The organism is Arthrobacter sp. SLBN-100, assembly GCF_006715305.1.
GTDB lineage: Bacteria > Actinomycetota > Actinomycetes > Actinomycetales > Micrococcaceae > Arthrobacter.
Window position 1 is genome coordinate 4181063 of the sequence record NZ_VFMY01000001.1, and the last position, 20296, is coordinate 4201358.

Consider the following 20296-nt stretch of genomic DNA (forward strand, 5'->3'; position numbering starts at 1 on the left):
GTGGCTTAGGCGCGTGCCTTGTGGCCCTTGGTGAGGACCAGGGCCAGGGCCACCATCCCGACGCCGAGCAGCAGGTGCAGGATATTGTCGAAGCTGTTCAGCGGCACGAAATTTCCGTCGGAATCCTGGGGGATGACCAGGCCGTAGACGAAGAGCACCAGGTAGATGATGCCGCCGTAGAGCAGGTAGGAACGGGCGCCGGTGGCGGTCCTTGCGAAGGCAATGCCGGCTGCCCCGAACAGCAGGTGGACGATGTTATGCAGGACCGAGACCTGGAAGAGGCCCAGCAGCAGGGCCTCGGAGTCGTGGCCGGCGAAGGCCAGCTGGTCGTAGTTGCTGGTGATGCCCGGAACGAAGCCCAGGACGCCGACCAGCAGGAACACGGCGCCGACAGCCATCGATGCCTTCTGGACGTTGGTGCGGGCCGCCGTGCCCGTGCCGGTGTGAGTTGCCATGGTGATCTCCTGAATGCGATATACGGGATTTATGGAAGAGCAGGCCTTTACCTGCTAACCCAAAGGGTTATGCCAGCTATTCGGGCCCTACCGCGTTTCGGATGGCTCGGTTGGGAAAAGTTTTTTGAACTCTTTCGGTGCCGGCCGCACTAAATGGCGCGTGCCGGCGGGTTTCGCTCCCCACCCGCACCCTAACCGCGCAAGCTCGGCCAGGGAACCCTGCGGGCGTGGGCCCAGGCTCAACCACTGAGTTCGAGCGTGAACACCCACAGCAGCACGTCCCCGCCCGGGACGTACCAGTCCCGCTCGGGGACGCGGCGGAAGCCGAGCGACTCATAAAGGCCATGGGCGCGTTTCATAAATGTGGCGCTGGTGATGCTGATTGCCTCGATGCCGGGGAGCTGCCGGGCGTGCTCCATCACCTTTCCCACCACCGCCCGTCCCAGCCCGCCGCCCTGGCACGCCGGATCCACGGCCAGCATGCGGAACTCCAACTCCATGTCCCTGGCGATCTCGCTGTACGGCTGGCCGGCGAACGTCAGCGTCACCGCGGCCACTACTTTCCCGGCCGTTTCCGCCACCCAAACCTGCGCATGCTCGGCCCGGTGCTCCACATCCTCAAGAACGCCCATGTAAGGGTGGTCCGCTGCGAAGTGCCCGGCGTGCAGGTAGGCTTCGCGGGTGATGCGGCGGACGTCCGGAAAGTCCGACGGCGTTGCCCGCCTGAACGCAAGGCTCACCTCGCGCCCACGGTTGCGGCGGCCCGCTCAACGTAGTTGCCCAGCGGTGCCAACTGCGGCTGGGAGGAGGGATCGCCCACCGCGTCCCCACCCACGGCATTGGCCACTGCCAGCGCCCGTGCATAGTCCAGTCCCTGCTGCAGGGCCAGTACCAAGGCGGCGCAGAAGGCATCCCCGGCGCCGATGGTGTTCGCCACCGCCACCGAGGCCGACGGAGCCTCGGCCACTTTCCGCCCGTGCTCAAACATCGCCGAGCCGTCGCCGCCATACGTCACCGCCACCAGCCTGGCCGACGCGAGCGCCGGGATCAGGGCATACTCGCTCTCGTTCACGATCACCAGGTCGCAGCGCTCCAGCAGCTCCGCCGGCAGGTCCATGGCGGGCGCCGCGTTCAGGACGAAGTAGCCCTTGGACCGCCGGGCTGCCTCGAGCACCACAGGCAGGCCCACCTCCAGCTGGCACAGCACCGTCCCGCCCGGGCCGAAGTCCACGCCCTCAAGGGACAGGTGGGAGTTGGCGCCCGGGCACACCACGATCTGGTTCTCGCCGTCGCGGTCCACCACGATCAGTGCGGTCCCCGTCGATTCCGGCAGGACCGCCACGTCGGCAGTGTCGACGCCGGCACTTGCCAAGGCGTCCAGCATCCTCCGCCCCTGGGCGTCGCCGCCCACGGCACCCACCATCCGGGCGCTTCCTCCCAGCCGGGCTGCTGCCGCGGCCTGATTGGCGCCCTTGCCGCCCGGCTGCTCCGAAAGGACTGCATCGCCGATGGTTTCGCCCGCGGTGGGGAGCCGTTCGGCGGTGGCGATCAGGTCCAGGTTGATACTGCCGACAACGGTGAGGGCAGGAAGTTGGTTGCTCATGAGATTCCTTAGAGGGGTGGAGCCGGAAGCGGCCGGATTAGGAAATAGTTTACGGCACGGTTGTACTTGTCCGTCATACATGGTTGTATAACAACTCACATCCCAAGCGCAGGACGGCCTGCAGAAACAAAGGAGTTTGATGTGAACACCCCAACCCCCGCCGCGCCCCCGGCACAAGCCTCGCCCGCCGGCACCGTCCCTGCCGCCGACGCCGCGAAATTTACCGGCCGCCGCGCGGCCCTGCTGATCAGCACGCTGCTGCTCGGCGTGCTGTCCTTCCAGCTCAACGCCAGCATGGTTACCCCTGCACTGCCGCAGATCGCCGCAGAGTTCGGCCAGGGTGCGGACAGTGCCGCGCCCGTCCAGTCAATGTTCTTCCTGGCCGGTGCCATCGCCGGGCCCGTGATCGGCCGGTGGAGCGACTTCATCGGCCGCCGCGCCGCGCTGCTCCTGGTCCTCGGCATCATGGCAGCCGGAACCATCCTCTGCATTACAGCCCCTACGCTGCCGCTGCTCGTCACCGGCAGGTTCCTGCAGGGCGTCTCCAGCGCCGTCTTCGCGCTCGCCTACATTGTGCTCAGCGAGAACCTCCAGGCCAAGGTCTTCGGCACGTCCGTGGGCATCATCGCCGCCATCAACGGCGGGATCGGCGGCGTTGACGGCTACGTGGGCGGGCTGATGGCCGAAACGCTCGGCTTCCGGTCCATCTTCGTCGTCGTCCTGGTCCTCACCGCCATTGCGGCCACGTGCATCATCCGCATGGTACCGAAGGGCCGTCCGCACGGCGTCGGCGGCGCCATGGACTGGTGGGGCGCCGGATCCCTCTCGCTCTTCCTGGTGTTCATCACCTACTTCGTCTCCGACGGTTCGGCAGTCGGCTGGACCGCGCCCTCCACCCTCGCCCTGCTGGCCGGCACGGTGGCGTCCTTCGCCGCCTTCTGGATGATCGAGAAACGCCGCAGCCACCCGCTGATCGCCGTCCACCACCTGCGTTCCCGCCAGGTGTGGCCGGTCATCGCCACCACCGTTTTGACGCTCGCCGGCATCTTCGCGATCATCAACTTCACGGTGGTGCTGCTCAGCCAGGACCCCGACGGCGGCTTCGGACTGAGCGCGTCCGTCTCGGCGCTGCTGTTCCTCACCCCGGCAGCACTCATCGGCGTCTTCGCCGCCCCGCTGGCCGGCTGGCTGGCGGACCGCCGCGGCTGGATCAAGACCCTCCGGTTTGGCACAGGACTCAGCCTGGCCTGCGCCATCGTTGCCGCCACCTTCTCCGACAACCAGGCCGCAGTGCTGATCGCCGTCGCGGCCCTGGGCATCTTCTACAACGGCTTCTTCCTCACCGCCATCAACGGACTCTCGGTGCTCCTCTCACCCAAGGAGGCCCCGGCCGCCCTGCCCGGCATCAACGGTGCCTCCTTCGGCATCGGGGCGAGCCTCGGCGTCGTCCTCGTGGCACCGTTCGCCGCGCAGGCCACGGCAGCCGGGTACGCAACAGCCCTCTGGATCTCGGTAGCCATCACCGCCGCCGCGTTCATCGTCAGCCTCTTCGTCGCCGCCCCCAAGGGCCAGACCGTCTAACCCGCTTCAACCGAAAGAGAACCACCGCCATGACCGCCACCAACCCGTTCTACCTGGACTGCGACACCGGAATCGACGACGCCCTCGCCCTGGCCTACCTGCTGGCCGCCCCCACCGCCGAGGTAATGGGCATCGGGACCGTCAGCGGCAACGTCAGTGCCGCCGTCGGCGCCCGCAACACCCTGGACCTGCTCCAGCTCGCCGGCCACGCCCACATCCCCGTGGCCCTCGGCGCCCATGACCCGCTCGCCGGTTCCTTCGCCGGAGGGGCGCCGTGGGTGCATGGCGAAAACGGAATCGGCGAGGTTGTGCTGGACGCGGCCTCTGCCTCCCTGGTACCGGAAACCGCCGCGGAGATGCTGGTTCGTTTGGCCCACGCCCATGCCGGCGCGCTGAAGGTGCTCGCCATCGGCCCGCTGACCAACATCGCCGAGGCGCTCCGGCTGGAGCCTTCCTTGCCGTCCCTGGTGGATTCGATCACCATCATGGGCGGAGCCGCACTCGCCCCCGGCAACATCTCCCCGGTGGCCGAGGCCAACATCTTCAACGACCCCGAGGCCGCCGCCCTGGTCCTGGCCGCCGGCTGGGAAGTGACCCTGGTGCCGCTGGACGTGACCATGGCGTCCGTTCTCGAGGAGCCGCACCGGCAGCAGCTGCTGTTGTCTTCGGGTCCGGTGCCGCGGGCGCTGGGGGAGATGCTCGGCTACTACTTCCGGTTCTACGAGGACATCTACGGCCGGCCGTGCTCCGCCATGCACGATCCACTGGCGGCCGCGCTCGCTGTTGGTGCTGTCAAGGCGGCCGTCGCACCGGTGGTGCGCGCCGCCGTCGACACCTCCTCCGGGCCCGGCCGCGGGCAAACCGTGTGCGACATGCGCGGGCTGTATGCGGGCTACCCTCAGCAGTCCGGAGCGCGGTGCCGCGTGGTGCTGTCGCTGGAGGAGGACTTCGCCCCGCATCTGGTGGAGACGCTGCTGACGCTGCAACCGGTGGTTGAGCCTGTTGGTGGTTGAGCCTGCCGAAACCAGCTGAGCCGGTGGTTGGGCCTGCCGAAACCAGCTGAGCCTGTGGAATGTGCCGGAGGTTTAGGGGCTTTGCCCCTATCCAGTGCTTGCAGGATGGCGGAACAATTGCCCGCATGAGAAAACTCTTCATCGCCGGTCTCACGGCGGCAATTATGGGGTTCGGCACCATTACTTTCGCAGGCCAGGGGAGTGCCGCACCTGATCCGTCCCATGTCGCCGGGCAGATCATGGTGAAGTTCCGGGACAACGGAGCCGCGGCGGGCGTCCTGCGCCAGCACGGGCTGACTGATGGCCCAGGGATCGGGGACACGGGAGCACACCTCGTTAAAGTTCCGGCCGGCAAGGAACTCCAGCTTGCGGACGCGCTGGGCAGGAACCCGGCAGTGGACTACGCCGAACCCGACAATGTGGTTACTGCCGCCACCTCTGACGAGTATTTCCCTCGCCAGTACGCGCTGCAAAATACGGGCCAGGCTATTAATAACACCGTCAATAAGCTCGTCATGGCTGCGGGTAAACCTGACGCGGATGTGGACGCCGTCGAAGCGTGGAACGTCCCCACGGTTAGCGGCACCGTAGTTGCCGTACTCGATTCCGGTGTGGCAAGTGACAACCCTGACATCAACCCGAATGTTGTACTTCGGGGGAACTTCAGCAGTTCGGCAACAAAGACCGGGGACGTGGTCGCCAATGACTACTACGGCCACGGCACCCATGTGGCTGGCATCGTTGCCGCGACGGCGAACAATACAAGGGGCGTGGCTGGTACGTGCCCGGGCTGCACGGTTTTGGCCGGGAAGGTTCTGAACGACAGTGGCGTTGGGTCGAGTTCAGGCCTTGCGGAGGGGATCAACTGGGCCGTCAACAACGGCGCCAAGGTGATCAACATGAGCCTTGGAGTGCGGGCGTCACGCACCCTCGAAGCCGCCGTGAACAACGCATGGACGAAGGGAGCGGTGCTTGTTGCTGCAGCAGGCAATGGCGGCAACCAGGCCAAGATCTACCCGGGCGCATACCCTAATGTCATCGCGGTTGGCGCCACCGAGAACACGGATTCCAAGGCATCATTCTCAACCTACGGATCCAGCTGGGTGGACGTCGCGGCGCCCGGAGCCAACGTCTACTCAACATTCCCGAACCACGACTTCGTCCTTAGAACGCAGTACAACCGCTCGCTTGGGTACGACGTCGGCAACGGGACATCGATGTCCTCAGCGATCGTTGCTGCCACTGCTGCGCTTGTCTGGAGCACCGATCTTGATGCAAGCCCGAAGACAGTGCGGGAAAGGGTGGAATTTACCTCCGAGAAGAAGTCCGGCCAGGAATCCTACTGGGCGTATGGCCGTGTGAACGCCTGCAAAGCTGTTGGTGGCTGCAAATAGCGCTGGACGCGGCCAGTCAGGACTGGAGGGACTGCATTACGGACAGGTGCCCGGCCCGGGCCGCGATCAGGCACTTGGCCAGGTAGAACGGCTGGTTGCCGTACCGAACGAACTGGGTGAGGACCAGTACGGGGTCGGACGGGCGGAGGTCCAGCAGCTTGGCACGGCTGGGGCCCACCTGGCTGAGGCTGATCTGGCACTCGCCCGGGCCTGGCAGCCGGCCCAACTGGTTGTTGAGCGCGGCAAGCAGGCTGGTGCCGCCGTCGTCCTGTATCTCCAAGGGCGCGGCGGGGCTGCTACCGACGCTGACGGGCTGGGCGGAGACGTTCTCCTGGAGGTGGGCGATGGCCTCGCCGTCCCTGATCAGGACGGATTCCCAGAGCCAGCAGTCGGTGCCTGGCTCGACGCCGATGCCGGGGGCGACGAACTCGGAGGCGGCCTGCCGGACCACCTGCGTGCGCTTGACTTCGAGCTGCTGGCCGGGACCGGCGAGGACTTCCTCGAAGGGGCGGATGCGTTCGATGCCGATGCGGGGCAGTGTATCCGAAACGAAGCGTCCGACGCCGCGCCGCGCTCGGATGAGTCCGTCCTCTTCCAGCAGCATGAGGGCTTCGCGGACCACGGTGCGGCTGACTTTCATGTCCGCGCCGAGCTCCGTTTCAGTGGGGATCATGGAGCCGGGCGTGAGGAAGCCGTTGCGGATGGCCTCAGCAATCCGGGAGTACACCGCGACGCGGAGGGGGGAGCCGGGCTGGGCCACCACCGGCTGGGACAGGAACCGGGCCGCGTCCTGATGCACGTTATGCCTCGCTTTAGTCTGGGGATTCCCAGCCTAACAAGTGCTACATGTTTGTTGGACAAGCAGCGGTGGTTGAGCCTGTCGAAACCCGTCCCGCCCGGTGGAGACGGTAGGCAAGGCGGACCGGGGCGGGGATCTCCTTGAACATCTCTTTCCGGTCTTGGGACGGATTCGTGGCCAGCATCATCCCGAGGTAGCCCACCAGGAACTTCTTGTCGAGCTGATCAATCCCGTGCTGGGCTGCCTCCTGCATTTCCTTCTCGGTCAGCACCCTGTCCACGACGGGCATGACCTCGGTGACTTCGCGGCGCAGGTGAATGTTGAGGACAGCCTTCAGGTCCTCGTAACGCTCCGCGAGTTCCCGGCCAACTTCAACATCTGCCGTCTGCATCCAGCGCAGGCGGACCGGCTCGATGTTCGCGAGGCGTTGTGTCACCTGCCGGTGCTGCTCAAGCATTTGCCCATGTGCAATGCGCAGGCTGGTGCCAGGTCCTTCATCTGCGCGTGGCGCGCATTCTTTGGGGCCTTTACCCCTAGCTACGTAGTGCATCCTTTGGGGCTTTTACCCCTAGCCGCGTAGTGCAGGTTAAAGCAAGATAACGCCATGACAAATATTGTTATGGCTGGTTTCGCAGCCATCATGATGGCATTCGGTGCCGTGACCTTTGCGCTCCCGGGCAACGCAGCCGCCCAGCCAGCCCACATAAAGGGGCAAATCATGGTGAAATTCCGCGACAACGGCGCCGCGGCAGGCATACTGCGCCAGCATGGCCTCAGCGAGGGGGACGGCATTGGCCGCACCGGCGCCCGACTCATCAAAGTGCCGGCGGGCAAGGAACTGCAGCTCATCGAAGCGCTGAGCCGGAACCGGGCCGTTGAATACGCGGAGCCGGACGAGGTGGTTACTGCCGCTGACACGGACCCGTACTTTGACCGCCAGTACGCCCTGGAGAACCATGGCCAGTCATTCACGAACGCCGCCGCAACAGTAACTGTGTCCGTGGGCAAAGAGGACGCCGACGTCGACGCCGTCGAAGCATGGAACCTCACCAGAGGAAACAGCACCAGGGTTGCCATCATTGATTCAGGTGTTGCCGTCGACCACGACGACATCTCGCCGCAGGTTGTGGATCGGGTCAACTTAAGTGGCACCGAAATCCGTCCAGGTCATCCCGAGGACTACGACAAATACGGCCACGGCACGCACGTCGCCGGTATCGTCGCCGCCATTGACAACAACTCCATGGGCGTGGCCGGCGTCTGCCCGGACTGCGACATCCTGGATGTCAAAGTGCTCAACGACAACGGGTCCGGCTCGAGCTCGGGCATTGCCAATGGCATCGACTGGGCGGTGGACCATGGTGCGAAAGTGATCAACATGAGCCTGGGCCAGCGCGTTTCATCCAGAACCCTCGAAGCTGCCGTCAACAAGGCGTGGGCCGCAGGGGTGGTGATCGTTGCCGCCGCCGGGAACGCCGGCACCCAGGCACAGGTCTACCCTGGCGCATACTCCAAGGTGATTGCGGTGGCGGCCACAGACAACAAGGACGTCAAAGCATCCTTCTCCAGTTACGGCAAGTGGGTGGACGTGGCGGCTCCGGGTGTCAACGTGTACTCGACGTTCCCGGTCGGCGGCTCGGTCCTCGTGAGCCAAAACGGCCGGTCCCCTGGTTATGACATCGAAAGCGGCACCTCAATGGCCTCGCCCATCGTCGCTGCTGTTGCTGCACTCACCTGGAGCACAGCTGCCGGCACCTCAAACGCAGCCGTCCGCGCAAAGGTGGAGTCCACGGCCGAAAAGATTACGGGCACCGGAAGTTCCTGGGCATATGGCCGCGTGAACGCCTACCGGGCAGTGGGCGGTACAGACCCTGGAGTCTAGGCACCGTTGTAGTCATGCAGCGCGCTGCCAGTGTTCCCGCAGCATGGCGGCCACCCGGTCCGGCTCGATCCGGTGCGGGGGATCGAAGTGGTGGCGCTCCGGAAACACCTCCAGCCGGAAGTCCGGGAAAACGCGGACGAGGCGCTCCGCATTATCCGCGTAGTCGTCAGGGTTGCTTCTGCCGCCGAGGATAAAGAGCACGGGCTTGGTGAAGGCGGCCAGCCGGGCCCGGTCCAGGTCATAGGACTTGAAGGTTTCCACGAACGCCCTGATGCCGGCCGGCCGCTTTGCCATCCACGGCGGCGGGGGACCCGGCGGCGGTGGCGGAAGGACGACGTCGGGCCTTACTCCCAGCCGCATGAAGGCTGGCATGAACTGCTGGGGCGGCAGGTCGTTCAGCTGGTCGTACTGCTTCCACAGGTTGGCGTGCGCCGGGCTCCAGTCCCAGCTTCCGGCCCACGCCGGTTCCAGCAGGGCCAGGCTGAGCAGGCGGTCGCCATGCTTGGCGGTGAAGGCCAGCGCCGCCGATCCGCCGCCCGAATACCCCACGAGGTGGAACGCCTCCCAGCCGCGGGCGTCCGCTTCCCGCAGGATGCCGTCGATCTCGGTGTCCAGGCTCCAGCCGGGCGGGGGAGCGTCGCCTTCATAGAGTTCCAGGTCCTTGGCGACGGCCTGGACATCCGGCCCCAGCGACTCGAGAAGCGCACCGTAAGCGGGCTGGGCCGGGAGCACGCTCCCGGGAAGAAGGATGACCCGAACCCGTTCCATGGCGGAATGCTACGCCGGGACGGCCAACCCCGCTACCACCTGCGGAAACGCCCAGTCCCGGCCATCCACAAACCGGCGCCTGGGTGCTATACCTGACCTAAGGCAACCAAATTTGCGGCGGTCTGCTGAGGGGCGTTCAGGACCACCCGGGTGAGCTCCGGAGGCTGGAGGCGCAGTGCTGAGCAGAGCGGCGCGGATCGGGCCAGCCAGAGAGCTGCCCGGCATAAAGCGGCGCCGCCGCCAAGTGCTGGCCGCCGGCTTCGCCGCGTTCGCTCTCCTCACCGGCTGCAGCGGCACCGGCAGCACCATCTCGACGGCCGTTGAGGATAGTGCATCAGCCATCGCCACCGCCCGGCTTGCCCTTAGCCTCGATTCCGCGGGCAAGCTGACCAAGGCGGCCACCTCCACCGCACTGGACGACGCACTCAAGGAGCTGGAGACCAGCCGGGATTCAGTGCTGAAACTGCCTACCGCAAGCGAAGAGGACCGGGAGTCCGTCCACGAGGCACTCATCGTCCTGGACCTTTGCGCCGCAGCGATGACAACCGCCCGGAACGCGGTAGCCAGCGGCGACGGCGCCCCGTCCATTTCGGACGGTGGCCAGCAGCTGTCCGAAGCGGCGGACCGCCTGTCCCGGCTGATCGCAAAGGACGGCGGAAAGTGAAGCGGCTCCTCGGCGTCGCGCTTGGCGTCCTGACGGCGATCGGCGGATTCGTGGACATCGGCGACCTGGTGACCAACGCCGTCGTCGGTTCCCGCTTTGGTCTCTCGCTGGTGTGGGTGGTGGCCGTGGGCGTGGTGGGCATCTGCCTGTTCGCCAACATGTCCGGGCGGGTGGCCGCCGCGTCCGGCCGGGCGACCTTCGAGGTGATCCGCGAACGCCTCGGGCCGCGGGCCGGCCTGGCGAACCTGTCCGCGTCCTTCCTCATCAACCTGATGACGGTGACGGCGGAAATCGGCGGCGTGGCCCTGGCGCTCCAGCTGGCCAGCAGCGTCCATTACCTGTTGTGGATCCCGGTGGCCGCGCTCGCGGTGTGGCTGGTGGTGTGGCGGGTCAAGTTCTCGATCATGGAGAACGTCACCGGGCTGCTGGGACTGACCCTGATCGTGTTCGCCGTGGCGCTGTTCCTGCTCAAACCGGATTGGGGAAACCTCGCCGGGCAGGCCCTGGCCCCTGCGGTGCCGGCCGAGGAAACCGCGTCCACCTACTGGTATTACGCCATCGCCCTGTTCGGCGCGGCCATGACACCCTACGAAGTGTTCTTCTTCTCCTCCGGAGCCGTGGAGGAAGGCTGGTCCATCAAGGACCTGGTCCAGTCCCGGATCAACGTGCTGGTCGGCTTCCCGCTCGGCGGGCTGCTGTCCGTGGCGATTGCCGGCTGCGCCGCGGTGGTGCTTCTGCCAGCCGGGATTGCCGTGACGTCACTCTCGCAGGTGATTCTTCCAGTGGCGGAAGGCGTGGGCAAGGTGGGGCTGGCGTTTGTGCTGGTGGGCCTCGTGGCGGCCACCTTCGGCGCGGCCCTGGAGACGACCCTTTCCAGCGGCTACACGCTGGCCCAGTTCTTCGGCTGGTCCTGGGGCAAGTTCCGCCGCCCGGCCGAGGCCGCCCGCTTCCACCTGGCCATGATCATCTGCCTGTTCATCGGACTGGCGGTCCTGGCCACCGGCGTGGACCCCGTGCTGGTGACCGAATACTCGGTGGTGTTCTCCGCGATCGCCCTTCCGCTGACGTACCTGCCCATCCTCATTGTGGCCAACGATCCGCAGTACATGGGCCAGCACGTCAACGGCCGCCCGGTCAACGTGCTGGCCATGGTCTACCTGGTGATCATCCTGGTGGCTTCGCTGGCAGCCATACCGCTGATGATCGTGACGGGAGCCGGATCATGAACGCGTTCCGGGCGTTGGCGCCGCCGCCTGCCGTGGTGGGGCGCGTCCTGGACGCGCAGCTCCACCTGCTGGACCGGCAGGTCCTGGATAACGACGGCGTCCCTGTCACCACGGTGGACGACCTCGAGCTGAGCGGGCCCGCTCTGGATGTGGAGCTGGCGCCGGGGACGCCGGCTCCGGTGATTACCGCCCTGCTGACCGGGGCGGTGCTGGGGACCCGCATCTTTGGTGGCAGGCCGCCGTCGTCCCGGCTGATCCGCATTCCGTGGAAAGACGTTGCCGGTGTGGACGTGGTGATCAGGCTCGGTGTCCGCGGCGGGAACCTCGACGCGACGTGGGTGGAGCGCTGGATCCGGGACAAGATCATCACGCGGATCCCGGGAGGCCGCCATGATCCTCGGTGACCAGGTGGGCGTTTCTGTTTATGACGACGGCGGCACGCGCCTGGGCAGGGTGGCCGACGCGCGGTTCGTGGTGGACGGTGCCCCGCGGCAGCTTCTGGCCGAGGCGCGCCTGCTCGGGCTGGTGGTCAGCCCGCACAGTGCCTCCTCGTTCCTGGGGTACGAGCGGACCGAACTCCGGCAGCCGTGGCCGCTGCCGGCGATGCTGCGGTGGCGGCACCGCGGCTCATTCCTGGTGCTGTGGGAAGACGTCGCGATGATCGGTGTGCAGGGTGTCCGGCTGAGGGAGGGGTTCACCGCGTACTCGCCCGCGCTGGAGCGTAGCGCGCAGGAGTAATCAGGGCGGTGACCGTCACCGCACGCGTATGTTGGAAGGCTTCCCGGGAACGTCCGAAGGCTTCATACCTGCCGCTTCCGCCTGAAGGATGCACCATTGACGCAGCTGCATCCCGAGAACCTTGGACAGCGAACCGTGTTTCTCCTTAATTAAGGGCGTTCCCACAGACCCGAACAGGGTGACGCTGATTCCCGCTTTGCCGTTAAGCTGCGGATCGCTTACTACGGCGGCCCACGCCTGTTGCAGTGCTTTGGCTGCGGCGTCGGCGCTGCCGTTGACGCCCAGGAAACTCCGTGAAACGTGGGCTTGCATCCGCTGGTGCTCGGTCATCGCTGCGGTGGTCCTGCCCGTTGCTTTGGGTGGTGCGGGCTTCGTGATTGGCGGCTGCGTGTGTGCCGGTTGGTTCGCCTCGGCGGGGTGGCCATTGCTGCTTGCTGCCAGCTCCGTCAAGTCGGCGAGTTCCCCATGAAGCGCGGCGATCTGCCGGTGGATTTCGCTGATCCGCCGCGCGACGTCGATGCCCGCGTCGTTCTGCGGTGCGCCGAGGTGGGCCTTCACATGGGGGAGGCAAGTGGTGCGGAACAGTCCGCAGAGCGCGTTTGCCAGGTCAAGACGTGCGCCGTGACCTGGCAGGAGAAGGGGTGCCGGGCTTGCGGAATTTGAGATGACGGCCGCCAGTTCCCTAAGGCCCCCGTACACCTTGCCCCACCGGATCCGTTCTATGGCCGTCCGCTCATCCACCTGCGGGGAGTAAACGCTCTGCATCAGTCGTAGTTCCTGCGGATCAAAGCCAGGAAAGTGCTGCGGAAGGATGCCGGCGCGGAGGACTGCCCGCACAGAATCGAGCTGCTTGGAAACCTGCTCAAGGGGGTTGGCAACCATCAGCCCGCCTTCGAGCAGCCATCGCGTGCCCGTATCGGTCGCTGAGACGACGCGCTGGGGAAAGCCCTTCCACTCGCTGACCATGATCGTCCCGCGCCGGGCGTTGTAGAAGAACCAGTCAACCTCCGCGACTGGCCGCCCGGGTGCGTCCACCCGGCAGTTGCTGAAAGCCCATACGTCGTCGTCGAGCAGTTCACCGAGCCTGGCAACATCGCGGGCGGACGGCCGGTGGGCAGCCGAATTGGTGGAAGGAAAATGCAGCAATGAAAGCCTTCTGGGGCGCTTGTGCCAGCGAAGGGAACCCCACCCCTTGGCCAGTCGCGCCTCGTGCGCTACGCCATCATCACCGGCGAGGCAGGCGCACCGCAAGTACAGGGCTGGGAAGGGTAGATGCCCACACCATGGTTGCTGTGGAGCAGTCCCTTGCTGTCTTTCTCGGGCTTGGCCGTTAGTAAGTTCCGTAAGGCTCAACCGCAGAGCTGCTTGAGCGCCCAGTCCCACCGGATCAGCTCCTGCTCCAGGCGGACCGCGGGGCCGTACCCGTCGTTCGCGAGTCCTTCGTAAACTGCCGACTCATGCGCCGTCAACCGGCTCAGCACCGCCTTGGACGGCGACGGCTCCCTGCCCCACACATCACGATGCGCCAGCAGTGTTGCCTCATCCATGAGTACGCTCGCCACATGCGGGTGTACCGCCCGAAGCTGGTCAAGAATCTGGAAACCGTGGGTGTCCAGATCGCCCCAGTACAAGACCTCGCAGTTCCGCAGCCACCCGGCATCCCGCAGCGAGGAGAAGCCGTAACCTGCACCGTAGACCGCCAGCGTGTCCGCGTGCTCCGGGAGGGCCAGGAAATTGACCAGGTTCTCGGTGATCACCACCCTACTGACCGGCAGTTCCAGGGTGCCGAACGCCTCGGCAGTGACGGTCAGGTCCCGCACCTGGCCCAGCAGGGGCAGGCCTGGATCCAGCGAACGGAACCTGACGAGTTCGGGCGGATGCAGGAACCCGTGCCTTGTTGCGAAACGGGCGGCAGGAGTGCGTCCTGGCTGCCCCAGCAGCGAGCCAGGATCAACCGGAACATCGTCCAACTGTTCATCACCGCTGGAGTTGTTACCTGCTGACCGTGCAGAGAGCGCCTCCGCCAGCTCGTCGATCACCCGCCGGTGGTTCTCGACGAACTTGGTGTGCACCCCCGGCAGGCTGAGTTGCCGGACGTAAACCCCGGGCTCAGGGTTATCCCGCAGCCACAAGACAATACGGGCCGCAGCCAAAGCATCGGCACCGAGTTCCACCAGCTGCAGCGGCCGCCGCAGCGCCCATGTGCGGAAGGCAGGGTCCAGCCCCGACAATCCTTCGGCCAGCTCCACGAACCGGGCGGCGTCCCTGGTCCTGCCCGCAAAGGCGATTTCATCCCCGGCGGATGCAAATACAGCCGCCGCAGGCAATTGGTTGGAACCGATCGTGGTGCGGCCCACCTCGGCCGTCTCCAAAGTGAACGGCCCGACTGCGGCAAACAACTCGGCCGCCCACGCACGGGCCGCCGCATAATCAGCCAAGAGCGCCGCCGCCGTCGGACGCTTCAAGGCACGACGGCGGGGGTACGCGCCGCTGGGATTCACCAGTTCGCGGAGGAGTGAGCCGCTGTTCCAGGCTTTCAGCGAAAGCGCCCGCAGGTCAGCCAGCGCGGTCCAGGACTCAGCGCGGTGGTCCCTTCCCAAACCTCGCAAGCCCGGTTCGGGGCCCGCGGGACGCCGCTTAGGCACGCCGGTCCTTCTCGTCGCGGTATTCCTGGATGGTCATGTTGCGCAGCTGCGAATCGTCACCGTTGGTGTTGGCTACAAACCCCACATGCGAAACGAACGGCTCGATCACGTGGATCTTCTGCAGGGGTGTGACGATCAGCAGCTGCAGCTTCATCCGCTGGAACAGCTCCAGCCCGTACCGTGCCGATTCGTCTGAGCCACGGCCGAACGCCTCGTCAATCACCACGAACCGGAAACTCCGGCCGCTGCCGGCATTCCTGCCCGACGCCTTGCCTGATCCAAGCCCGAACTGGAAGGCCAGGGCCGCGGCGAGGATGGTGTACGCGAGCTTCTCCTTCTGGCCACCGGACTTGCCGCCGGAGTCCGTGAAGTGCTCGTACTCCTCGCCGGTTTCGGTCCATTTCTCGGAGGCAGAAAACGTGAACCAGTTCCGCACATCGGTGACCTTGGCTGTCCACTTCCGGTCGAGGTCGGTGAGCCCTTCGCGGCCCCGGAACCGGTCGATCAGCCGCTCCACCTGCAGGTACTTCTGCTCTGAGTACTGGTCCTCATCGCCAATGGTCCCCTCCGAGCAGGCGCGGAGGTCGCTGCCGAACTCGCGCACGTCCTGGTCGGAGGTGGCCTGGTGCTCGAGCTGGATGTGCCGGCCGGTGTTGTACGGAATTCCCGCCAGCGACTCGTTGATCTCGCCGATCCGGGCCACGATGTTCTGCCGCCGGCTGTCCAGGAAGGCGTTGAACGCCACCACCTCGCGGATGGTGTTCTGGTTCAGCAGGTTCTTGAACTGGTCCTCGAACCGGGGCAGATCATTGCCCACCAACTGCTCCAGGAGCCTGTTGTAGTCCGCGGCGGCCTCCAATGAGGCGTCGAAGTCAGTGGTCTCGTTCGGGTACTTGTTGCGGAAGTCGGCCATCTGCCGGATGGTGCCCTCCGCCGCCCGGGCGATCCGCTTGGACAGGGCATCGATGGTGTCCGTCAGCCCGGAACGGACGGTGCTCTCCACGGTGCCGGTGTTCCGGTACGTCAGCGGTTTGTCCCCGAGCGCCGCATCGGTGAGGCGTGCGACGGCGGCCAGCACCGCGCCGTCGTCCGTCACCGGGTTCCCGGCCAGGATGCCCCGGCACTCCTCGATGGCCTCGGCGATGTCCCCGGCATCCTTCTCGTTGGCGCCCAGCCGCTGCTGCAGCTTCCCGGCTTTGTCCTCCAGCCGTTCCAGCTGGGCGGCCACCTCGGCCTTCTTCGCCATGAGCTGCTGCAGGACATCGCTGGTGGTCTCCAGCGCGCGCTTCTCCGCTTTCAGGTCCTCGATGCCGCGGGCAGTGGCTTGCCAGCTGATCCCGCCGAATTCTGCCACTGAGCGGACAGTTCCCAATTGCTGGTTATACCGGCCCAGCGCGCCCAGTTCCGCGTTGACCTTGTCCAGCTGGCCGGCCAGCACCTTGAGCTGGCCCTGAACCTCGTCCTGTTCGGCGCGGAACCGGGCGATTTTGTCGTGGTTGTCCCAGCCCAGCACATAGTTGCGCCGGTCCGCCAGATCCTTGCGGTCGTCCTTCTCGTGCCTGCCCCGCCCGCCCTTGAGCTGGCCGTTCGCAGTCAGTGCCTTAGGGTAGCGGCGGAAGTCCGCCAGGTTGTCGCAGCAGAAGTAGTCGAACCGGCTGCTGAGTTCGTCCTGCAAGAAGTCCCTGAAAGGCGTGCCCTGCTTGATGGCGATCTTTGCTGCCAGCGTCCCCGGCTCAGGTTGCCGGTGGTTGAGCCCGTCGAAACCCGAATCCCCGATCCGCAGGTACACCAGCCTGCCGCGCAGGTTGTTGGCATCCACCCAGGCGCTGACGGCAGCGTAGTGCTCCGCGGGAACCAGGAGGGAGAGGGCGAAACCGTGCAAGGTGCGTTCGGCGGCACCCTCCCACGCCGATTCGCCGTCGCGTACCTTGAGCAGCTCGCCCACATAGGGCAGCTCGGTTTCCTTGATCCCTGTTCCCTCGCCCAGACGGCGGCGGATGTCCAGTTGGGGGAGCGGAATCAGGTTGCGCCGGGCCTGCAGGCTGCTGAGCTCGGCGGCGATGTCCGCAGCTTTGGCCTTGCGCCCGGACTGCTGGATGGACACTGCTGTTCGGTCCTCCTGGAGAGCTTCGGACCGGCGCGCCAGGTCGTGCTCCACCTCGGTGAGCCTTGCCCGGTTGGCATCGAACAGGACGCGGTCCTCGGGAATCTGCAGGCCCAGGTCCGCCGCGGCGGAGGAGTACGCCTCGAACCGCTGCCGCTGTTCGGCGGACTTGGCCTCGAGGGCGGACAGTTCGGCGTCGATCGCCGTCAGCCGGCCGCCCCCGTTGGTGCGGATGTCCTCTTCCAATCCGGCGAGGTCCCGGCGCAACTGCTTGATTCCGCCGCCGAGCCGGGCGGAATCCTCCTGCAACCGCAGGCCCGTCCGCTCCAGCTCGGCCTTGTGCTCCAGGCTGAGCTGCAGCTTCCGGTCCGTGAACCAGGGATGCAGCTGGTCGCGTTGCCGGCGAGCCAGTTCGTCGTCGGCGCTGAGCTTCGCATGCTGGTCCGCGCCCGCCTTGATGGGTGTGAGGAGGTTGATCTGGTCCTTGGCGCGGAGGACGGCGTCGTGGGCTTTCTTCAGGTCGTCGAAGTGGCTGATCAGCTTGGCGATGCGCTCGGCGACGTCGTCATCCTCCAGCATGTTGGTGCGCACGAAGGAAGTGATGTTCTCGACCTGCTTCATGGACACCGTACGGTGGAACAGCTCCATTGCCTGGTTGCCGCTGATGCCGAATTGCCGTTTGAAGGCCGCCGCGTAGGGATCGAAGGTGTCATGGACCGACACACCGGCGGCCCGGAGCTTCTTCTTCAGCTTCATCGGGTCCTGGCCGAAGTTGGCGAAGTCTGCGGCAATGGACTGGTCCGCTTCCGCCAGCGAGTAGAACCGGTTGGGCGTCCCAGCCTCCTGCGTGGCCCAGAGCGTGATGGCCAGCGTGACGGACTTGCCCAGGACAGCATTGTGGAAGACCCCGAGCACCACGGTCAGCTGCCCTGTACCGCGGAGGGCCACCGGCCTGGAGTACTCGCCTCCGGTGCTTCGGGCGCTCTTGTGAAAACCCCTGACGTAGGACATCAGGGAGCGTTCTTTCTTCTGCGCCCCGGCGGCTTTGTTGTACTCGATCTTATGTGCGGGCAGCAACAGCGTGGTGATCGCGTCCACCACCGTGGATTTGCCCGAACCGATGTCACCGGTGAGCAGGCTGTTCGCCCCGTCCAGCAGGAACGTCCGCACCCCCTGGTGGAATGTTCCCCAGTTAAGCAGCTCCAGGCGCTGCAGCCGGAAGCCTGGGACAGTACCGCCGCTCTCCGCCGCGTCATCGAGGCTGAACAGGCTCTCCTGGAAGTCCGTTTCAAGGTCCGCTGTCATTTCCCCTCCTCCTGCGCCTCAGCCCGGCGCTCTGCGGCGGCCCGTTCCGCGGCGGGCGGCTCTCCGGCGAGCGTCGCCCGGTAGTCGGCCAGCCGCGCGTCGAACTCTTCCAGCCACTGCGCATCCACGTACGCTTTGAGGATTCGCACCACCTCATAGGTGTCCGCCTGCCCATTGAGTTTGCGCAGGAAACCGAGCTCCTGGACTTTCTTGATATCCGCGCCCAGCCTGTCCAGGATCTTCGCTTCGTTGCTGGATTCCGGCAGGAACACCGAAACCATGTCCGCGATGTCCTGCCCGGTCATGATGAGCCGGACTTCGCTGCTGTTGGTGTCGAACTCCAGCATGCGGCCGCGCAGCAGGGCCAGCAGCAGGCTGACGTTGAACGTCAGGGTCCGGCGGGCGATGAGCCGCGGCAGGCTGCGGTCCGGATCTTCACGCGACCGGAGGAACGCGTAGCCCTCCGATTCGTCCAGGATCAGGTCAAGGCCCAGCACGGAAACATAATCGCGCACGTGGGAGGTCAGGCCGAGCAGGGACTGCCAGACTTTCTCGTTGTCCTCTGCGTAGAGCACGCCTTTGAAGAGGTGGGTGACGACGGCGGGAAGCTCCTCGGACGTGCGGGCTTCGGTATCTGGGCTGGTGGGGTTAAGGGGGTTCATGCCGGCCTTCCGAAGATGATCTGTTCAACAGTGGCTTCGCGGACGCTTCCGTCCGCCAGCTGCCACGAGAGGTGCTGGGAGCGCGCGGGATTGATGGTGGCCCAGTCGGATTCGGTGGCCAGCTGGAAGTAGCCGACGATTTCCGCGAGGCCCTGGGAGAGCGGGTATGCTGCCGTGACGTCGGCAAGGGTGGCCTGGTCCGCCTCGGCGAGGATGGCGTCGATATTGGCCTTCAGGCGTTCCTTGTCCACGTGGAACTGGTTGAACAGGGCGGCCGCGTCAACATCGCCGTCGTCGGCTGTTTCAATCAAGTCGTCCACCATCACCTTCCGGCTGGGCTCGTACAGCGGCCGCTCAAGCGGCAGCACCACGTCCACGGACGGCGCGTCAATCTCCATGAAGACGCCCGACGGCGGTGCCTCCCTGGTGGCAAGGGTGCCGGATTCGACGCTGCGGATCAGCTGCATGATGCGCTTGTTTTCCAGGAACACCTTGTCATCGAGAAGCCTGCGCATCTGCTGGGACAGCTGGCGGACAGTGGCCTGCGTCTGCTCCACAGCCGGAAGCCAGTCCTGGTGCAGGTTCGCCACGGCGTCCAGGCTGTCGGTTCTTGCCAGCGCCTCGATCCGGGTGGCCCGCTGGAGCAGGTCCTGCAGTTCGCTGCGCAGCTGCGGGGACATCAGGTAGTCCCAGAAACCCTGGAACGTGCGGCCCTGCAGGGAGCTGCTGATGTCCTGCTGGTTGTTGAAGATCGATTCGAGGAGTTCGCCCTGGGTTCCGTCCCAGGTGGCGATCTGCTCCCGGACCTGGCGGTCCAGCTTGCGGAAGTTCTGTTCGACTTCGCGGAAATCCGACAGCAGGTCCCTGGCCAGGGCGGTCAGCTGCTGGAGGTGGTCCAGCGCTTCCGGGCCGGTCATCACGCGGATGTTGCCGTCTCGGATCCGCTGCATCTCGGCGTCGATCCCGTCCCGCTGCCGCTGCAGCTCGGCGAGCCGTACTTCCGGGTCCGTCTCGGACTGCTGCACCAGCTGTTTCAGGACCGCAAAGATGCTGGTGAGCCTGGATTGGGTGGCCACAAAGTCCCGTCCGCGCAGGTTCTCCACCCAGCGGATCACATCCTCGGCCGCCGGCGTCAGGTCGTAGTGCGGTTCGTCCGCGCCCGGGACGTAGTATTTCCGCAGCCAGGCCCTCTCGGGCGCGGCCCAGTCGTCCAGGTATTCGCCCGCGGGGCGCGGAAACCTGTCCTGGCCTTCAGTGTCCCGCAGCCCGAACAGCACGTCATCCAGCACATCGATAAGCTCTTGCCGGCCCAGGTTCCGCTGATTGGGTTCTGTGAAGGCGGCCATGAAGAAGGTCAGGGCCAGTGGGGCGTTCTGGGCGCGGAGCAGGGACCATCCCGCGTGGTTCTCCCGGAGGGAATTGATGGCGTAGTAGTCCATGGAAGTCCTCTGGACGGA

The 20296-nt window shown here is 65.8% G+C and carries 19 protein-coding genes; 8 read left to right on the forward strand and 11 right to left on the reverse strand.

The features are described 5' to 3' along the window. Window positions 1–5: 5 nt before the first annotated feature. From FBY31_RS19310 to FBY31_RS19320, 3 genes are all read right to left on the reverse strand, one after another. Window positions 6–455 carry a DUF4383 domain-containing protein gene (locus FBY31_RS19310; RefSeq protein WP_142044240.1) on the reverse strand — a complete coding sequence of 150 codons (450 nt, stop codon included), beginning with the start codon at window positions 453–455 and terminating at the stop codon, window positions 6–8. A gap of 239 nt (window positions 456–694) precedes the next feature. Next, window positions 695–1195, reverse strand: a complete 501-nt coding sequence (locus FBY31_RS19315) for a GNAT family N-acetyltransferase (protein ID WP_142044242.1) — start codon at window positions 1193–1195, stop codon at window positions 695–697. Beyond that, window positions 1192–2058 carry a ribokinase gene (locus tag FBY31_RS19320; protein WP_142044244.1) on the reverse strand — a complete coding sequence of 289 codons (867 nt, stop codon included), beginning with the start codon at window positions 2056–2058 and terminating at the stop codon, window positions 1192–1194. Before FBY31_RS19320 ends, FBY31_RS19315 begins: the two co-directional genes overlap by 4 nt. Before the next feature lie 141 nt (window positions 2059–2199). On the opposite strand from FBY31_RS19320, the gene FBY31_RS19325 reads away from it, so the two are divergent. From FBY31_RS19325 to FBY31_RS19335, 3 genes are all read left to right on the forward strand, one after another. Then, window positions 2200–3639, forward strand: a complete 1440-nt coding sequence (locus FBY31_RS19325; protein ID WP_142044246.1) for an MFS transporter — start codon at window positions 2200–2202, stop codon at window positions 3637–3639. A gap of 29 nt (window positions 3640–3668) precedes the next feature. Next, window positions 3669–4652 carry a nucleoside hydrolase gene (locus FBY31_RS19330; protein WP_142044248.1) on the forward strand — a complete coding sequence of 328 codons (984 nt, stop codon included), beginning with the start codon at window positions 3669–3671 and terminating at the stop codon, window positions 4650–4652. A 125-nt stretch (window positions 4653–4777) separates the two neighbouring features. Next, window positions 4778–6046, forward strand: a complete 1269-nt coding sequence (locus tag FBY31_RS19335; RefSeq protein ID WP_142044250.1) for a S8 family serine peptidase — start codon at window positions 4778–4780, stop codon at window positions 6044–6046. 16 nt (window positions 6047–6062) lie between these two features. On the opposite strand, the gene FBY31_RS19340 is transcribed toward FBY31_RS19335, so the two are convergent. Together FBY31_RS19340 and FBY31_RS19345 are read right to left on the reverse strand one after the other, a co-directional pair. After that, a complete protein-coding gene (locus FBY31_RS19340) occupies window positions 6063–6845 on the reverse strand; it encodes a GntR family transcriptional regulator (protein ID WP_142044252.1) in 783 nt (260 codons plus the stop codon). A 43-nt stretch (window positions 6846–6888) separates the two neighbouring features. Then, window positions 6889–7302, reverse strand: coding sequence for a hypothetical protein (locus tag FBY31_RS19345; RefSeq protein WP_235013140.1), 414 nt, complete (start codon window positions 7300–7302; stop codon window positions 6889–6891). Window positions 7303–7449: 147 nt separating this feature from the next. Between FBY31_RS19345 and FBY31_RS19350 the strand changes: the two genes are divergently transcribed. Then, window positions 7450–8727: a S8 family serine peptidase gene (locus FBY31_RS19350; RefSeq protein WP_142044254.1), complete on the forward strand. Its 1278-nt coding sequence runs from the start codon at window positions 7450–7452 to the stop codon at window positions 8725–8727. Between the two features lie 12 nt (window positions 8728–8739). Here FBY31_RS19350 and FBY31_RS19355 read toward each other — a convergent pair whose 3' ends face one another. Then, a complete protein-coding gene (locus tag FBY31_RS19355; protein ID WP_142044256.1) occupies window positions 8740–9495 on the reverse strand; it encodes an alpha/beta fold hydrolase in 756 nt (251 codons plus the stop codon). 175 nt (window positions 9496–9670) lie between these two features. On the opposite strand from FBY31_RS19355, the gene FBY31_RS19360 reads away from it, so the two are divergent. Genes FBY31_RS19360 through FBY31_RS19375 form a run of 4 tightly spaced genes read left to right on the forward strand, consistent with a single transcriptional unit; the run spans window position 9671 to window position 12123 of the window. Continuing rightward, the gene (locus tag FBY31_RS19360) at window positions 9671–10159 is read left to right on the forward strand and encodes a hypothetical protein (protein WP_142044258.1); all 489 of its coding nucleotides are present in this window, start codon (window positions 9671–9673) and stop codon (window positions 10157–10159) included. Beyond that, a complete protein-coding gene (locus tag FBY31_RS19365) occupies window positions 10156–11385 on the forward strand; it encodes an Nramp family divalent metal transporter (protein WP_142044260.1) in 1230 nt (409 codons plus the stop codon). The genes FBY31_RS19360 and FBY31_RS19365 overlap by 4 nt, the downstream gene beginning before the upstream one ends. Further along, window positions 11382–11789 (forward strand): hypothetical protein, encoded by a 408-nt coding sequence (locus tag FBY31_RS19370; protein ID WP_142044262.1) that lies wholly within the window; start codon window positions 11382–11384, stop codon window positions 11787–11789. Before FBY31_RS19365 ends, FBY31_RS19370 begins: the two co-directional genes overlap by 4 nt. Beyond that, window positions 11776–12123: a PRC-barrel domain-containing protein gene (locus tag FBY31_RS19375; RefSeq protein WP_142044264.1), complete on the forward strand. Its 348-nt coding sequence runs from the start codon at window positions 11776–11778 to the stop codon at window positions 12121–12123. The genes FBY31_RS19370 and FBY31_RS19375 overlap by 14 nt, the downstream gene beginning before the upstream one ends. 15 nt (window positions 12124–12138) lie before the next feature. Here FBY31_RS19375 and FBY31_RS19380 read toward each other — a convergent pair whose 3' ends face one another. The 5 genes from FBY31_RS19380 to FBY31_RS19400 form a co-directional block, all read right to left on the reverse strand. Then, window positions 12139–13269 carry a hypothetical protein gene (locus FBY31_RS19380; RefSeq protein WP_142044266.1) on the reverse strand — a complete coding sequence of 377 codons (1131 nt, stop codon included), beginning with the start codon at window positions 13267–13269 and terminating at the stop codon, window positions 12139–12141. Between the two features lie 203 nt (window positions 13270–13472). Then, on the reverse strand, window positions 13473–14768 hold the full coding sequence (locus tag FBY31_RS19385; protein ID WP_142044268.1) for a Wadjet anti-phage system protein JetD domain-containing protein: 1296 nt from the start codon (window positions 14766–14768) through the stop codon (window positions 13473–13475). Continuing rightward, window positions 14761–18177 carry an ATP-binding protein gene (locus FBY31_RS19390; protein ID WP_142044270.1) on the reverse strand — a complete coding sequence of 1139 codons (3417 nt, stop codon included), beginning with the start codon at window positions 18175–18177 and terminating at the stop codon, window positions 14761–14763. The genes FBY31_RS19385 and FBY31_RS19390 overlap by 8 nt, the downstream gene beginning before the upstream one ends. After that, window positions 18174–18839, reverse strand: a complete 666-nt coding sequence (locus FBY31_RS19395; protein ID WP_142044271.1) for a DUF4194 domain-containing protein — start codon at window positions 18837–18839, stop codon at window positions 18174–18176. Before FBY31_RS19395 ends, FBY31_RS19390 begins: the two co-directional genes overlap by 4 nt. After that, complete coding sequence (locus tag FBY31_RS19400; protein ID WP_142044273.1) at window positions 18836–20278, reverse strand: DUF3375 domain-containing protein; 1443 nt, start codon at window positions 20276–20278, stop codon at window positions 18836–18838. Before FBY31_RS19400 ends, FBY31_RS19395 begins: the two co-directional genes overlap by 4 nt. Window positions 20279–20296: the final 18 nt, after the last annotated feature.

Coding starts and splice junctions, on each gene's coding strand:
- FBY31_RS19330 (WP_142044248.1), top strand. CDS start 3,669: ATGACCGCCACCAACCCGTTCTACCTGGACTGCGACACCGGAATCGAC.
- FBY31_RS19375 (WP_142044264.1), top strand. CDS start 11,776: ATGATCCTCGGTGACCAGGTGGGCGTTTCTGTTTATGACGACGGCGGC.
- FBY31_RS19395 (WP_142044271.1), bottom strand. CDS start 18,839: ATGAACCCCCTTAACCCCACCAGCCCAGATACCGAAGCCCGCACGTCC.
- FBY31_RS19335 (WP_142044250.1), top strand. CDS start 4,778: ATGAGAAAACTCTTCATCGCCGGTCTCACGGCGGCAATTATGGGGTTC.
- FBY31_RS19390 (WP_142044270.1), bottom strand. CDS start 18,177: ATGACAGCGGACCTTGAAACGGACTTCCAGGAGAGCCTGTTCAGCCTC.
- FBY31_RS19310 (WP_142044240.1), bottom strand. CDS start 455: ATGGCAACTCACACCGGCACGGGCACGGCGGCCCGCACCAACGTCCAG.
- FBY31_RS19350 (WP_142044254.1), top strand. CDS start 7,450: ATGACAAATATTGTTATGGCTGGTTTCGCAGCCATCATGATGGCATTC.
- FBY31_RS19320 (WP_142044244.1), bottom strand. CDS start 2,058: ATGAGCAACCAACTTCCTGCCCTCACCGTTGTCGGCAGTATCAACCTG.
- FBY31_RS19370 (WP_142044262.1), top strand. CDS start 11,382: ATGAACGCGTTCCGGGCGTTGGCGCCGCCGCCTGCCGTGGTGGGGCGC.
- FBY31_RS19400 (WP_142044273.1), bottom strand. CDS start 20,278: ATGGACTACTACGCCATCAATTCCCTCCGGGAGAACCACGCGGGATGG.
- FBY31_RS19355 (WP_142044256.1), bottom strand. CDS start 9,495: ATGGAACGGGTTCGGGTCATCCTTCTTCCCGGGAGCGTGCTCCCGGCC.
- FBY31_RS19345 (WP_235013140.1), bottom strand. CDS start 7,302: ATGCTTGAGCAGCACCGGCAGGTGACACAACGCCTCGCGAACATCGAG.